Source organism: Streptomyces sp. HP-A2021 (assembly GCF_022807935.1).
GTDB lineage: Bacteria > Actinomycetota > Actinomycetes > Streptomycetales > Streptomycetaceae > Streptomyces > Streptomyces afghaniensis.
Genome location: NZ_CP094344.1, coordinates 2,814,755 through 2,829,958, shown reverse-complemented (window position 1 = coordinate 2,829,958; position 15,204 = coordinate 2,814,755). Strand labels below are relative to the sequence as shown.

The following is a 15,204-nucleotide window of genomic DNA, read 5'->3' as shown; positions in this document are numbered from 1 at the left end:
GGCGATGCGGTGAGCGGACGGTCCCGGCTCCGCCGTCAGCGCGTGGCCCAGTGGCATGCCACCTGGGCCGTGCCGCTGCCGTCGAGGATCTCCGGGTCCTGATTGCGGCACGCGTCCGCGACGCCCGCCCGGTCCGCCTCACCGCTCGCGAGGATCTGGCAGCGGGCGTGGAAGCGGCAGCCGGAGGGTACGCGCGACGGGTCGGGGGGCTCGCCTGTGAGGACCACCGGGGCCCCGGGAGCCTCCGGGAGCACGGACAGAAGCGCCTGCGTGTAGGGATGCCGCGGTGCCGTCAGCACCTGCTCCACCGCGCCCGTCTCCACGATCCGGCCCAGATACATCACGGCGACCCGGTCGGCGATGTTCCAGGCCAGCCCCAGGTCGTGCGTGACGACCAGCGCGGACAGTCCCAGCTCGGTGCGCAGCCGCAGCAGCAGGGCGAGGATCTCGCCGCGCACGGAGGCGTCGAGGGACGCCACCGGCTCGTCGGCGACGAGGAGTTCGGGTTCCAGGACGAGCGCGCCCGCGATGACGACCCGCTGGCGCTGCCCGCCGGAGAGTTCATGCGGGTAGCGCAGGAAGAAGCGCTCCGGGGGCCGCAGCCCGGCCCGGGACAGGGCCTCGGCGACCGCCGTCCGCTCGTCGCCGCCGTACCCGTGGATGCGCAGGCCCTCGGCGACCGCGTCGTACACCGTGTGCCGCGGGTTGAGCGAGCCGCTCGGGTCCTGGAGGACCAGCTGGACGCGCTTGCGGTAGGCCTTGAGGGACCGGCCGGAGTACTCCAGCGGGCGGCCGTCGAAGGTGACCCGGCCCGAGGTCGGCTCGACCAGGCCCAGCAGACAGCGGGCCAGGGTCGTCTTGCCGCAGCCGGATTCGCCGACCAGCGCGACGATCTCGCCGGGCCGGATGCCGAGGTCGACCCCGTCCACCGCGCGGGCCCGGGGGCCGCCGTGCCGGCCGGGGAAGGTGACGTGCAGGTCCTGGGCGCTCAGCAGGGGTGCCGTGGTGACCTCGGGGGCCGTGGGGGACGTGGTCATGGCGAACTGGGCCTCGCTTCTTCCAGGGCGTCCGGATCCTCGCGGGCCTCACGGGGTTCCTGAGCCGGCGACCCGACCAGGACGCACGCCGCCCGGCGCTCCGGCCCCGCCTCGCGCAGCAGCGGGTCCTCCTCCGGACAGGACTCCAGCGCCACCGGGCACCGCGGATGGAACGTACAGCCGGACGGCAGCGCCGCCGGATCGGGCGGGTCGCCCGCCAGCCCTTGCGGCGCGAACCGGGAGGACGGGTCGCCGATGCGCGGGAACGCGGCCGACAGGGCCCTGGCATACGGGTGCCGGGCGTCCTCGTACACCTGCTGGGCCGGGCCCTCCTCGACCACCCGGCCCGCGTACATCACCGCGAGCCGGTCGCAGGTGTCGGCGAGCACCGCCAGATCGTGGCTGATCATGATCAGGCCCAGGTCCTGGTCCGCGACGAGCTGCTCGATGAGCCGGAGGATCTGCGCCTGGATCATCACGTCGAGCGCGGTGGTCGGCTCGTCGGCGATGATCAGCCGCGGGTCGCAGGCCAGCGCCATTGCGATCATGACGCGCTGCCGCTGTCCGCCGGACAGCTCGTGGGGATAGGCGTCCGCGCGGGCGGCGGGCAGACCGACGTGCTCCAGCAGCTCCCCGGTCTTCTTCTTCGCCCCGGCCGGGGTCGCCTTCCTGTGCAGCAGGATCGGCTCGGCGATCTGGTCGCCGATGCGGTGCACGGCGTTCAGGGAGTGCATCGCCCCCTGGAACACGACCGAGGCCCCGGCCCAGCGGACCGCCCGCACCCGGCCCCACTTCATCGTCAGCACGTCCTCGCCGTCGAGCAGGACCTCGCCCGTGATGCGGGTCCCGGCGGGCAGCAGCCGCAGCAGGGCCAGCGCCAGCGTGGACTTGCCGCAGCCGGACTCCCCGGCGAGGCCGAGCTTCTGCCCGGCGTCCAGGCGCAGGTCCACCCCGCGCACTGCGGCCGCCCCGCCGGGGTACGTCACCGTCAGGTCCCTGACGTCGAGCAGCGTCACCGCGACACCCCCAGCCTGGGGTTGAGGACGGACTCCACGGCCCGCCCGCACAACGTGAACGCCAGCGCCACCACGGCGATGGCGATGCCCGGCGGCACCAGGTACCACCAGTCCCCGGCACTGACCGCGCCCGCCTCGCGCGCGTCCTGGAGCAGCCCGCCCCACGACACGACGGTGGGGTCACCGAGCCCGAGGAAGGCGAGGGTCGCCTCGGCGAGGATGGCCGAGGAGATGATCAGGGTCGTCTGCGCCAGCACCAGCGGCATCACATTGGGCAGGACGTGCCTCGACATGATGTGCCAGTGCCCGCCGCCGAGCGCCCTCGCCCGCTCGATGTACGGCCGGGTCTCCACGGCGAGGGTCTGCGCGCGCACCAGGCGGGCCGTGGTCGGCCAGGTGGTGACGCCGATCGCGACGACGGTCGTGGTCAGCGAGCGGGACATGACGGTCGCCAGGGCGATCGCCAGCACCAGCGTCGGCATGACCAGGAACCAGTCGGTGATCCGCATCATCACCGTCGCGTACCAGCCCCTGAAGTGGCCCGCCGTGACCCCGATCAGGGTGCCGATCGCCACCGACAGCACGGCCGCGAGCAGCCCGACCAGCAGCGACACCCGCGAACCCCAGACCACCAGGCCCAGCAGATCCCGCCCGAACTGGTCCGTGCCGAGCGGGAACTCGGCGCTCGGGCTCTGCATCGGACGCCCCGGCGCGTCGGTCACACTGCTCACGTCGGAGCCCACGAACAGCGGCGCGAACAACGCCAGCAGCGCGCACAGGGCGAGCGCGGTCAGGCCGTACAGCCCCGCCCGCTCGGAGCGGTACTGCCGCCAGAAGCGCGCGACGGAGGCCCGGCGCCGCTGCCGGGCGAGGGCGCGCGGGCTCGTGCCCGTGCCGGTCGTCGTCGTCATCGGGCCACCCGGGGGTCGAGCAGGGGATAGACCAGGTCGGCGAGGGTGTTCATCACGATCACCGCGGCGGCGAACACGAAGAACAGTCCCTGCACCAGCGGCAGATCCGGCACGCTCAGCGCCTGGTAGAACAGCCCGCCGAGCCCCGGCCAGGAGAACACCGTCTCCACGAGGATCACGCCCGCGACCGTCCGGCCGAGGTTGATGAAGATCAGCGTGACGGTCGGCAGCAGCGCGTTCGGCACGGCGTGCCGGCGCCGTACGAGGTCGTCGCGCAGCCCCTTGGCCCGCGCGGTCGTCAGATAGTCGCTGCCCATCTCGTCCAGCAGCGCCGACCGCGTGACCAGCAGCGTCTGCCCGTACTCCACGGCCACCAGCGTCACCACCGGCAGCACCAGGTGGTGCGCCACGTCGAGGACGTACGCGAAGCCCTCCTTGCCGCCCGACTCCATGCCGCCGGTGGGGAACATGCCCGGGATCGGGCCGATGCCCACCGACAGCACGATGATCAGCAGCAGCCCGAGCCAGAAGGACGGGATGGAGTACAGCGTCAGCGCGAGGCCGGTGTTGACCCGGTCGCCCAGCTTGCCGTGCCGCCATGCCGACCGAGTGCCGAGGAAGATGCCCAGCGCGGTGTAGAGGACGAAGGCGGTCCCGGTGAGCAGCAGGGTGTTCGGCAGCGCCTCGGTGATCTTGTCGACGACGGGGGCACGGAACTGGTACGACGTCCCGAAGTCGCCGGTGAGCGCCTTGCCGCAGTAGTCCGTGAACTGCCGCCACAGCGGCAGGTCGAGCCCGAACTCCTCGCGGTAGGCGGCCAGCTGCTCGGCCGAGACCTGACGACCGCCCGTCATGGTCTTCACCGGGTCACCGGGGATCAGCCGGAAGAGGAAGAAGCTGGTGACGAGCACGGCCAGCAGCGAGACGGCCGCGCCCGCCACCTTGCCCGCGAGGTACCGCGGGTACGCGGAGCCCTTGCGTACCCGCGGCCCGGCCGCCGTGTGCTTGTCCTCGGCCAGCGCGGGTGTCGCGTCAGCGGTCATGAGTGTCCGTATCCCCGCTCTACTCGCGGTCCTCGGCGGTGGAGCGCCGCCGCATCGCCGCGAAGACGCCGAGCCCGGCGAGGACCACGACACCTCCGACGACCCCGGCCACGACCCCCGTCGACGACGCGTTGTCCGACGAGCCGCTCGACTCCGCCGGGACCGCCGACCACCAGCTCCAGTAGCCGTCCTGGCCGTAGATGTTCCCCGCCTTCGCCGGCATGGTCGTGATGGACTTGATCTGGTCCGTCCGGTAGGCCTCGACCGCGTTCGGATACGCCATGACGTTCATGTACCCGAGGTCGTACAGCCGCGATTCCATCTGCTTGACGATGTCCGCCCGTTTGGCGGGGTCGTACTCGGCGAGCTGCCGGGCGTAGAGCTCGTCGTACTTCTTGTCGCAGATGAAGTTGTCGGTCGCGCCCGTCTCCTCCGGGGTCGCCGGGAGCGCGCCGCAGGTGTGGATGGACAGCACGAAGTCCGGGTCCGGGTTGACCGACCAGCCGTCGAAGGCCAGGTCGTACTTCCCGGCGAGCCAGGGGTCGGTCACGTTGTCCAGGCAGTTGAGCTGGACGCCGATGCCGAGCTCGCCCCACCACTCCTGGAGGTACTTGCCGACCGCCTTGTCGTTCGGGTCGGTGGCGTGGCACAGGACGCGGTAGGTGATGGGCTTGCCGTCCTTGCCGACGCGCTTGCCGTCGCCGTTCTTCTTGTAACCCGCCTGGTCGAGCATCCGGGCCGCCTCGGCCGGGTCGTACGTCAGCTCCTGGCTGCCGGACGGCTTCCAGAAGTACTGCGAGAAGCGCGGCGGGATGTAGCCCTCGCCCTCGACGGCGTGCCCCTGGAACACCTTGTCGATGACGGCCTTGCGGTCGACGGCCTTGAACAGCGCGTTGCGCACCCGCTGGTCCAGCAGGGACGGGTGGCCGTCGCCGAACTTCTTGCCGTTCTTCGCCTTCGCGCCCGGGTTGGTGGCGAGGGCGTAGAAACGGCGGCCGGGGGCGTCGTTGACCTCGATGTTCTCCGCACCCTCCAGGGACGCCGCCTGAGCGGGCGTCAGGGACGGCGAACCGGCGACGAAGGACACCTCGCCCTTGCGCAGCGCCGACACCGCCGCGTCCTGGTCCTTGTAGTACCGGAAGACCAGCTCGTCGAACTTCGGCGCCCCGCGCCAGAAGCTCTTGTTGGCCTTGAGCCGGACGTAGCTGTCGGCCTTGTACCCGGTCAGCACGAACGGCCCGTTGCCCACCACCGGGAAGCTCTTGTCGTTGTTGAACTCGGAGAAGTCCGAGACCTTCTCCCACACGTGCTTCGGCACGATCGGCACATCAAGCGCGGTCATCGTTGCCTGCGGCTTCTTCAGCTCGATGACCAGCTTGGTCGGGCTGGGCGCCGACACCTTCCGGAAGTTGCCGACGTAGCTGCCGTTCGCCGTCGCCGCGCCGGAGTCGGTCATCATCTTGTTGAACGTCCACGCCGCGTCCTCGGCCGTGGCCTGCCTGCCGTCCGACCACTTGGAGTTCGAGCGGATCGTGTACGTCCAGGTCAGCTTGTCCGGCGACGGCTCCCACTTGGTGGCCAGGCCCGGGATGGCGTGGTTGTCCTTGGGGTCGTAGTTCGTCAGGTACTCGTACGTGAGCCGGTGAATGCTCGTACTGAGCAGCCGGACCGCCAGGAACGGGCTGAGCGAGTCCACACTCTGCGCCACCGCGACGGTCAGCGTCTTCTTGCCGTCGTCGGCCGCCCGGGCCTGCCGGGGCGCCGGGTCGAGCGGGGTCGCGAGACCGGCGGTGAGGGTGAGCGCCGCCGCTCCGGCCGCGGCGACGAGCCTGAGGCCGCGCGGGAGGCTGCGTGTCTGATCTTTCGTGCCCATGGTCGGACCTCGCGTCATCGCTCGGACGGGAAGGACGGGTTGATCAGCTGTCAGTGGATGCTGAGTGTGTATCAGCGGCCGTCTCCACCCGTCAACGGCGCGTTCACCCCTTGTGGCCTGCGGAAATAACGAATTGGCGAGCTTTTCACGGCCATTGGTCGAGACCACTGACGCGCCCCTGGCCAGGGCCTGGCAATGGATTTCGCCCCTGACGGCCCCGGAACGCACGCCGGCCCGCGCCGAGTCGGAACGGCGAGGGCCGGAAAGGCGATCGGCCCCTCGAAAGGGGCCGATCGGGTGAGGCGATTACTGCGTCGGGGGCGGGGGCGGCGGCGTCTGACCCTGCCCGTCGGGCTGCCCGGGGTGGCCGGGCTGCCCCGGCTGCGGGTAGCCGTAGCCCGGCTGCGGAGGGGCGGCCGGGGGCTGCCCGGGCTGGGGCTGCTGGGGGTACGGCTGCCCGGGCTGGCCCTGCTGCCCCGGCTGCGGGTACGGCGGCTGGCCTGCCGCCTGCGGATACGGCTGCTGCCCCGGCTGGGGGTAGGGCTGACCGGGCTGGGGGTACGGCTGTCCCGGCTGCTGGGGGTAGGGCTGTCCCGGCTGCTGGGGGTACGGGCCCGGCTGCTGCTGTCCGGGGTACGGAGGCTGGCCGGGGACGGGCTGGCCCGGGACCTGCTGGCCGGGCAGCGGCGGGGCGGCCACCGGCGGCGGGTTGCCGTCGGAGGTCCACAGACCGTGCGCCTGCTGGTGGCGGGTGAAGTCCTCGGCGACCATCGCCGCGAGGTTGAAGTACGCCTCCCGCACCTTCGGCCGCATCATGTCGAGGTCGACCTCGGCACCGGCGGCGAGATGCTCGTCGAACGGCACGACGATGACGCCGCGGCAGCGCGTCTCGAAGTGCGACACGATGTCGTCGACCTTGATCATCTTGCCGGTCTCGCGCACACCAGAGATGACGGTGATGGACCGGGCGACGAGGTCGGCGTACCCGTGCGCCGACAGCCAGTCCAGCGTCGTACTCGCGCTGCTCGCACCGTCCACCGACGGCGTCGAGATGATGATGAGCTGGTCGGCGAGGTCCAGCACACCGCGCATGGCGCTGTAGAGCAGACCGGTACCGGAGTCGGTGAGGATGACCGGGTACTGCTTGCCCAGCACGTCGATCGCGCGCCGGTAGTCCTCGTCGTTGAACGTCGTGGACACGGCCGGGTCGACGTCGTTGGCGATGATCTCCAGGCCCGACGGCGCCTGGGACGTGAACCGGCGGATGTCCATGTACGAGTTGAGGTGCGGAATCGCCTGGACGAGGTCACGGATGGTGGCCCCGGTCTCGCGGCGCACGCGACGCCCCAGGGTTCCGGCGTCCGGGTTGGCGTCGATCGCGAGGATCTTGTCCTGCCGCTCGGTGGCGAGCGTGGAGCCGAGCGCGGTGGTCGTGGTCGTCTTGCCGACACCGCCCTTGAGGCTGATCACGGCGATCCGGTAGCAGGAGAGCACGGGCGTGCGGATCAGCTCCAGCTTCCGCTGCCGCTCGGCCTCCTCCTTCTTCCCACCGATCTTGAACCGCCCGCCACCGGCCACCGGACGGCTGCTCTTCGCCTTCTGCTTCTTGCTGTTGAGCAGCCGGTCGGACGACAGCTCCACGGCAGCGGTGTAACCGAGCGGCGCCGCACCCGGGTTGGTCGGCTGCCGCTGGTCGTGCTGCATGGGCTGCGGCCAGGCGGCCCCGGTCCGCGGATCCACGGGCTGCGACTGCGGAGGCTGCCCTTGTCCTTCGGGCTGCGGCTGAGCCTGCGGGGGGACACCGGGGTGGGGCTGCTGGGGGCCGGGGGCTGGGCGGGGGCGCCGGGGTGGGGGAAGCCGTAGGCGCCCTGGGGGTTGGGGGCGGCGGGGGCGGGCGCACCGGGGTGCGGGAATCCGTAGCCGTCCTGCGGGTTGGGCGCGGGCGCCGGGGTGGGCTGCTGGGCCGGCGGCTGCTGTGCGGCCGGGGGTTGGGCGGGGGTGCCCGGGTGGGGGAATCCGTAGCCGCCTTGGGCGTTGGGCCCGGGGGGCGGGAACCCGTAACCGCCCTGCGGGTTCGGGGCAGGGGTGGGCGGGGTGTTGGGCTGCTGGGCCGGCGGCTGCTGTGCGGCCGGGGGCTGGGCGGGCGCACCGGGGTGCGGGAATCCGTAGCCGTCCTGCGGGTTGGGCGCGGGCGCCGGGGTGGGCTGCTGGGCCGGCGGCTGCTGTGCGGCCGGGGGCTGCGCGGGGGTGCCCGGGTGGGGGAATCCGTAGCCGCCCTGGGCGTTCGGTGCGGCCGGGGCCGGAGCTCCCGGCTGCGGGAAGCCGTAGGCGCCGGGCTGCGGTGCGGGCTGGGCGGGCGGCTGGGTCGGCGGTGCGGCCGGCGGGTTCCAGGCGGCGGGCGCGGGCTGCGGCGCCTGCGGCTGGAACGGCGGCTGCCCCTGCGCGGGAGCGTTCGGGTCCGTGGGCTCTGCCTGCGGCTGAGGCTGGTGCTGCGGCTGTGCGGGCCACTGGCCGGCCGGTGCCGGGGCGGCCGGCTGATACGACGGCGGCAGCGGCGGCATGGCCTGCGGGGCCGGGGGAGTCCAGGCGGGCTGGGCGTCGGACGCACCCGGCGCGGCGGCATCCTGCGGAACGCTGTCCTCGGGAGCGCCGTCGGCGGGCACGGCGTCGGCGGGCTCGGAGCCCACGGGCGGGGCGTCGTCGGGCTCTGCGTCGGCCGGCTCGGGGGCAGCCGGGACCTCGTCCGCAGCCACTGCGTCGGCCGGCTCCTCGTCGACAGGCACTGCATCCGCCGGCACCGCGTCTGCGGGCACCGCATCCGCAGGCACGGAGTCCTCAGGCTCGGAGTCCTGCGGCAAGGCCTCGTCCGTCGCCGCCTCCGGAGAGGCTTCCTCCGTCGCCGCGCCCTCGGGGACCTGGACCTCGGGAGCTTCCTCCTCCGGTGCGGTCACCGCGGCTCCCACGTCCCCGCTGTCGGCGTCGTCGGAAGCAGGACCGTCCGCAACGGACACGTCAGCCGTATCCACCGCGACCGCCGTCTCGGAGGAGACGTCCTCGCCCCCCTCCTCGTGCTCGTCGGCGTCGGCGGGAGCGTCCTCGACGTCACCACCGGACTCCTCACCCGGCTCGGACCCGTCGCTCGGGCCGGAAGCGGCCGTGCGTTCCTCGTCCTCGTCGGCCGACTCCAGCCGCGCCTCGACCTCGGCGGCACGCTCCTCGATCTCCCGCTTCAGGGCGGCGGCGGAGAACCGCATCGTGGCACCGCTCTCCAGGTCACCGTTCTCCGGCTCCGAGTCCTCAGACTCGGGAGCAGCCGAAGCCTCCGGAGCAGCAGGCGCGACCGAAGCCTCGGGAGTGGCCGGAGCGGCCGGAGCCTCCGCCGGAGCGGCCGGAGCCCACTGCGCCTGATACCCGCCGACGGGGATGTTCGGCACGGCCGTGGGAGAGGCCGGATCCGCCGCAGACGCCTCGGTCCGCCCCTGAGGCTGCGGTCCCGGCGACTGCGGTCCCTGCGGCTCGAACCCCACCGGAAGCCTGGGCACGGCAGTCGGCCCTCCGGCAGACGGCCCTCCGGCGGAAGGCGCGGGCGGGGTGAACGGCGTACCCGGCGCGGGCGCGGGAGGAGCGGGAGGCGTGAACGGAGCGCCCGGAGCAGGCGGCGGCGCGGGCGGCGTGAAAGGCGCCCCCGGAGCCGGAGAAGGAGCCGGTGCCGGAGCCGAGCCGGCGGGCTGCCCGTGCCCGTGTCCGTGCCCCTGCCCCTGCCTCGGAATGGACGACGCCCCACCGGAAGGATTGGCGTGCGGCGGCGGAGTGAGCCCCGGCAGCGGCGGAACCGGCCCGCTCGGCCCACCGGAACCCCCACGCGCCCCGGAACCCCCCTGCGCCCCGGAAGCGCTGGCGCCCTCGGACGCCCCCGCCCCCTGCCCCGAGCTGGAACTCCCCGAGGCGTTCTGCGTGTACCAGGCCGGCGGCGCGTAGTCGATGGTGAACTCGCCCGTCACCTCTGCCGCGGACTCCGCGTCGGGCTGGTCATCGCCGGGTGTCGCCCAGCCCCCGCGGTTCCCGTCCCGATCGCTGCTCACAGTGTTCCTCCTGGTTGGTCGAGCACCCTCATGCCGTGCTGGGGCGACCCTTGCTTGTCGTCCGACGTCGTACGAAGTCGTTCTGAGGCGTAAGAAGGGGTCGTCCGAGGTCGTCCGAATTCCAGGCTCCCCCGCTCTCCCCCTGGGACGCCCACGCCTACTCACGGGTTCTGACGCCGCGCCCCCTCCCAGCCTAATCACCACAAGCCCCACCTCGGCAGGCCCGTCCACCCCCGAGCACCTGTCCGCCGCGTCACAACCTGCCCAGAAGCTGCCCGGAAGTGACGTACACAGCACACACTTTGGTGAACAATCAGGGCGATTAAGGTGGAGAACCGCGAACCACCTTGCCCCGCAGCACACGAAGAAGCGCGACGAGGGACGGCCGGCCACCGGCCCGCCACGCCCCTCGTCGCGCTCCGCGGAAGCTGCCGCGCCTACTGCCCGGCCTCGGCCTGCAAGCCCCCGTTGTGCCGCCGCGGCTCCAGATCGAACTCCCCGTCCCGCGCTCCCAGCACGAACGCCCGCCACTCCGCCTCGGTGTAGCGCAGCACCGTGTCCGGGTCGAGCGAGGACCGCATCGCCACCGCCCCCTCGGGCAGGTACGCGATCTCGACCCGCTCCTCGTGCTCCTCGGTGCCCGGCGCGCAGTGCCACTCGACACCGGAGATGTCGAGGGCGTAGAGCTCGTCCCGCTCCCGCTCCTTGCGTGCCTTGATCTCCTCAGCCGTCTCCGCCATGCCGTAGCGACCCCTTCCCGACGTACCGGTTCCGAACGTCCGGATGCCGTACGAACGATCCGAACCTGCTCACCCTAGTGGCGCCGGCCGCCCCGTCCGGCGGGTTCGGGGACCAGCGCAAAGACGCCCCTGACCGCCTGGTACCCTGGTCGACGGCCGTTTGTGTACGCACCCCCGGAGCGAGCTCTCGCCCTGGAGGCCGCGCCCAGCGGATCCCCGCCTTCCGAGTCACGGAAGCTCCCCCGAGAAGCAGACCGGGGGCACTCGGTGGCCAATCACAGACTATGAGGAGTACGCGTGTCGCTCGACGCCGCTACGAAGAAGCAGATCATGTCCGAGTTCGGTACCAAGGAGGGCGACACCGGCTCCCCCGAGGTCCAGGTCGCTCTGCTGTCGCGTCGGATCTCCGACCTGACCGAGCACCTCAAGACCCACAAGCACGACCACCACTCCCGCCGTGGCCTGCTGATCCTGGTCGGTCAGCGCCGCCGGCTGCTGCAGTACCTGGCGAAGAAGGACATCCAGCGCTTCCGTGCGCTGGTCGACCGCCTCGGCATCCGCCGCGGTGCGGCGGGCGCCAAGTAAGACGCCGTGAAGGGAGCGGTTCCCGGCAGGAAAGGGGACCGCTCCCTTTGCTGTACGTGCGGAGTGTCACCACTGCTTTGTAGTGTGGTAGCACAACGCAATACGGACGACACAGCACGACAAGAAGAAGAGGAGAAGCGCGCCTAGCCGCCGCCGGTCCTCGGTAGTGGCCCCCGGGGGGAAGTGAGCCCCGGGTGCTTCGATCGAAGACCGGCCCGCACCGCACGGAGCGCTTCTCCGCCACCGTCCCCCTGCCACACGGGCAGCGAGGGACGAAAGACGACAAAGTAACGGAGAAAACGCTAGTGGAGAACGAGACCCACTACGCCGAGGCCGTCATCGACAACGGCACCTTCGGCACCCGCACCATCCGCTTCGAGACGGGCCGCCTGGCCAAGCAGGCCGCCGGCTCCGCCGTGGCGTACCTGGACGACGACACCATGGTGCTGTCGGCCACCACCGCTTCCAAGAACCCCAAGGACCAGCTCGACTTCTTCCCGCTCACGGTGGACGTCGAGGAGCGGATGTACGCCGCCGGCAAGATCCCCGGCAGCTTCTTCCGCCGTGAGGGCCGCCCCTCCGAGGACGCGATCCTCACCTGCCGCCTGATCGACCGCCCGCTGCGCCCGTCCTTCAAGAAGGGCCTGCGCAACGAGATCCAGGTCGTGGCCACGATCATGGCGCTCAACCCCGACCACCTGTACGACGTCGTGGCGATCAACGCCGCCTCCGCGTCCACGCAGCTGGCCGGCCTGCCCTTCTCCGGCCCGATCGGCGGCGTCCGCGTCGCGCTGATCCGCGGTCAGTGGGTGGCCTTCCCGACGCACACCGAGCTCGAGGACGCCGTCTTCGACATGGTCGTCGCGGGCCGCGTCCTGGAGGACGGCGACGTCGCGATCATGATGGTCGAGGCCGAGGCCACCGAGAAGACCATCAAGCTGGTCGAGGGCGGCGCCGAGGCGCCGACCGAGGAGGTCGTCGCGGCCGGTCTGGACGCCGCGAAGCCCTTCATCAAGGTCCTCTGCAAGGCCCAGTCGGACCTCGCCTCCAAGGCCGCCAAGCCGACCGGCGAGTTCCCGATCTTCCTGGACTACCAGGACGACGTCCTGGAGGCGCTGACCGCCGCCGTCAAGCCGGAGCTCGCCTCCGCGCTGACCATCGCCGGCAAGCAGGAGCGCGAGTCCGAGCTGGACCGCGTCAAGGCGCTCGCCGCCGAGAAGCTTCTGCCGGAGTTCGAGGGCCGCGAGAAGGAGATCTCCGCCGCGTACCGCTCGCTCACCAAGCAGCTGGTCCGCGAGCGCGTGATCAAGGAGAAGAAGCGCATCGACGGCCGCGGTGTCACCGACATCCGCACCCTGGCCGCCGAGGTCGAGGCGATCCCGCGGGTCCACGGCTCCGCGGTGTTCGAGCGTGGCGAGACCCAGATCCTGGGCGTCACCACGCTGAACATGCTCCGCATGGAGCAGCAGCTGGACACGCTGTCGCCGGTGACCCGCAAGCGCTACATGCACAACTACAACTTCCCGCCGTACTCCACCGGCGAGACCGGCCGCGTCGGCTCCCCGAAGCGCCGCGAGATCGGCCACGGCGCCCTCGCCGAGCGCGCTCTGATCCCGGTCCTGCCGACGCGCGAGGAGTTCCCCTACGCGATCCGCCAGGTCTCCGAGGCGCTCAGCTCCAACGGCTCGACGTCCATGGGCTCGGTCTGCGCCTCCACCATGTCGCTGCTGAACGCCGGTGTGCCGCTGAAGGCCCCCGTCGCCGGTATCGCCATGGGCCTGATCTCCCAGGAGATCGAGGGCGAGACGCACTACGTCACCCTCACCGACATCCTCGGTGCGGAGGACGCCTTCGGCGACATGGACTTCAAGGTCGCCGGCACCAAGGAGTTCGTGACCGCCCTCCAGCTCGACACCAAGCTGGACGGCATCCCGGCCTCCGTCCTGGCCGCCGCCCTCAAGCAGGCCCGTGACGCCCGCCTCCACATCCTCGACGTGATGATGGAAGCGATCGACACGCCGGACGAGATGTCCCCGAACGCACCGCGGATCATCACCGTGAAGATCCCGGTCGACAAGATCGGCGAGGTCATCGGCCCCAAGGGCAAGATGATCAACCAGATCCAGGAGGACACCGGCGCCGAGATCACCATCGAGGACGACGGCACGATCTACATCGGCGCCGCCGACGGCCCCGCCGCCGAGGCCGCCCGCGCCACGATCAACGGCATCGCCAACCCGACGATGCCCGAGGTCGGCGAGCGCTACCTCGGTACGGTCGTCAAGACGACCACCTTCGGTGCGTTCGTCTCCCTGCTGCCCGGCAAGGACGGACTGCTGCACATCTCGCAGATCCGCAAGCTCGCCGGCGGCAAGCGCGTGGAGAACGTCGAGGACGTCCTCGGTGTGGGCCAGAAGGTCCAGGTCGAGATCGCCGAGATCGACTCCCGCGGCAAGCTCTCCCTGATCCCGGTCATCGAGGGCGAAGAGAACGATGAGACGAAGGACGACACCGACAAGTGACGTCGAGTAGCTCCAAGGCGACGGCCCGCACCTCCTCCGAGGCGCGGGCCGTCGCCCGTACCCAAACGCTCATCAAGGGCCAGAACGGCATCGGCACGGTCCGCAAGACCACCCTCCCGGGCGGCCTGCGCATCGTCACCGAGACCCTTCCCTCGGTCCGCTCCGCGACCTTCGGCATCTGGGCGCACGTCGGCTCCCGCGACGAGACCCCGGCCCTGAACGGCGCCACGCACTACCTGGAGCACCTGCTCTTCAAGGGCACGAGCCGCAGGTCCGCCATGGACATCTCCTCCGCGATCGACGCGGTCGGCGGCGAGATGAACGCGTTCACGGCGAAGGAGTACACGTGCTACTACGCCCGCGTGCTCGACACCGACCTGCCGCTGGCCATCGACGTCGTCAGCGACATGCTGACCGGCTCGCTCATCCTCGAAGAGGACGTCGACGTCGAGCGGGGCGCCATCCTCGAAGAGATCGCCATGACCGAGGACGACCCGGGCGACTGCGTGCACGACCTGTTCGCGCACACGATGTTCGGCGACAACCCCCTCGGCCGCCCGGTCCTCGGCACGGTCGACACGGTCAACTCCCTCACCGCCGACCGCATCCGCCGCTTCTACAAGAAGCACTACGACCCGACCCACCTCGTGGTCGCGTGCGCCGGCAACATCGACCACTCCAAGGTCGTACGGCAGGTCCGCGCCGCCTTCGAGAAGGCCGGTGCCTTCAAGGGACCCGCCGCCGAGCCCGTCGCCCCGCGCAGCGGCCGGCGCGCCCTGCGCACCGCCGGCCGGGTCGAGCTGATCGACCGCAAGACCGAGCAGGCCCATGTCGTGCTCGGCATGCCGGGCCTGTCCCGGACGGACGAGCGGCGCTGGGCCCTGGGCGTGCTGAACACCGCCCTCGGCGGCGGCATGTCGTCCCGCCTCTTCCAGGAGGTCCGCGAGAAGCGCGGCCTGGCCTACAGCGTGTACTCGTACACCTCGGGCTTCGCCGACTGCGGCCTGTTCGGCGTGTACGCGGGGTGCAGGCCGTCGCAGGTGCACGACGTGCTGAAGATCTGCCGCGACGAACTCGACCACGTCGCCGAGCACGGCCTCTCGGACGACGAGATAGGGCGCGCGATCGGCCAGCTCCAGGGGTCCACGGTCCTCGGCCTGGAGGACACCGGCGCGCTGATGAACCGCATCGGCAAGAGCGAGCTGTGCTGGGGCGAGCAGATGTCCGTCGACGACATGCTGTCGCGGATAGCCTCGGTCACCCCGGACGACATTCGCTCGGTCGCCCGCGAGATCCTGGGACGGCGGCCCTCCCTGTCGGTCATCGGCCCGCTGAAGGACAAACAGGCGGCCCGCCTGCACGACGCCGTCGCCTGACAACCCCCTGGTGAAGGAA

The 15,204-nt window shown here is 71.5% G+C and carries 9 protein-coding genes and 1 pseudogene; 3 read left to right on the top strand and 7 right to left on the bottom strand.

The window, feature by feature from the left end:
• Positions 1-35 precede the first annotated feature (35 nt).
• The 7 genes and pseudogenes from MQE23_RS12745 to MQE23_RS12715 all read right to left on the bottom strand — a co-directional run bounded on the left by MQE23_RS12745 (position 36) and on the right by MQE23_RS12715 (position 10,702).
• Positions 36-1,037: an ABC transporter ATP-binding protein gene (locus MQE23_RS12745; RefSeq protein WP_243379213.1), complete on the bottom strand. Its 1,002-nt coding sequence runs from the start codon at positions 1,035-1,037 to the stop codon at positions 36-38.
• Positions 1,034-2,053 (bottom strand): ABC transporter ATP-binding protein, encoded by a 1,020-nt coding sequence (locus MQE23_RS12740; RefSeq protein WP_020269622.1) that lies wholly within the window; start codon positions 2,051-2,053, stop codon positions 1,034-1,036. The genes MQE23_RS12745 and MQE23_RS12740 overlap by 4 nt, the downstream gene beginning before the upstream one ends.
• Positions 2,050-2,964 carry an ABC transporter permease gene (locus tag MQE23_RS12735; RefSeq protein WP_243379212.1) on the bottom strand — a complete coding sequence of 305 codons (915 nt, stop codon included), beginning with the start codon at positions 2,962-2,964 and terminating at the stop codon, positions 2,050-2,052. Before MQE23_RS12735 ends, MQE23_RS12740 begins: the two co-directional genes overlap by 4 nt.
• Positions 2,961-4,007, bottom strand: coding sequence for an ABC transporter permease (locus MQE23_RS12730; RefSeq protein ID WP_020269620.1), 1,047 nt, complete (start codon positions 4,005-4,007; stop codon positions 2,961-2,963). Before MQE23_RS12730 ends, MQE23_RS12735 begins: the two co-directional genes overlap by 4 nt.
• A 19-nt stretch (positions 4,008-4,026) precedes the next feature.
• On the bottom strand, positions 4,027-5,880 hold the full coding sequence (locus tag MQE23_RS12725) for an ABC transporter substrate-binding protein (protein ID WP_020269619.1): 1,854 nt from the start codon (positions 5,878-5,880) through the stop codon (positions 4,027-4,029).
• A 306-nt stretch (positions 5,881-6,186) separates the two neighbouring features.
• Positions 6,187-9,962, bottom strand: a pseudogene (locus tag MQE23_RS12720) (SCO5717 family growth-regulating ATPase).
• Between the two features lie 437 nt (positions 9,963-10,399).
• Positions 10,400-10,702: a DUF397 domain-containing protein gene (locus MQE23_RS12715; protein ID WP_020273639.1), complete on the bottom strand. Its 303-nt coding sequence runs from the start codon at positions 10,700-10,702 to the stop codon at positions 10,400-10,402.
• A gap of 297 nt (positions 10,703-10,999) precedes the next feature.
• Between MQE23_RS12715 and rpsO the strand changes: the two genes are divergently transcribed.
• The 3 genes from rpsO to MQE23_RS12700 all read left to right on the top strand — a co-directional run bounded on the left by rpsO (position 11,000) and on the right by MQE23_RS12700 (position 15,185).
• The gene (gene rpsO / locus MQE23_RS12710; protein WP_010042739.1) at positions 11,000-11,287 is read left to right on the top strand and encodes a 30S ribosomal protein S15; all 288 of its coding nucleotides are present in this window, start codon (positions 11,000-11,002) and stop codon (positions 11,285-11,287) included.
• 305 nt (positions 11,288-11,592) lie between these two features.
• Positions 11,593-13,809, top strand: a complete 2,217-nt coding sequence (locus MQE23_RS12705; protein WP_020273640.1) for a polyribonucleotide nucleotidyltransferase — start codon at positions 11,593-11,595, stop codon at positions 13,807-13,809.
• A complete protein-coding gene (locus MQE23_RS12700; RefSeq protein ID WP_020273641.1) occupies positions 13,806-15,185 on the top strand; it encodes a pitrilysin family protein in 1,380 nt (459 codons plus the stop codon). The genes MQE23_RS12705 and MQE23_RS12700 overlap by 4 nt, the downstream gene beginning before the upstream one ends.
• Positions 15,186-15,204 lie beyond the last annotated feature (19 nt).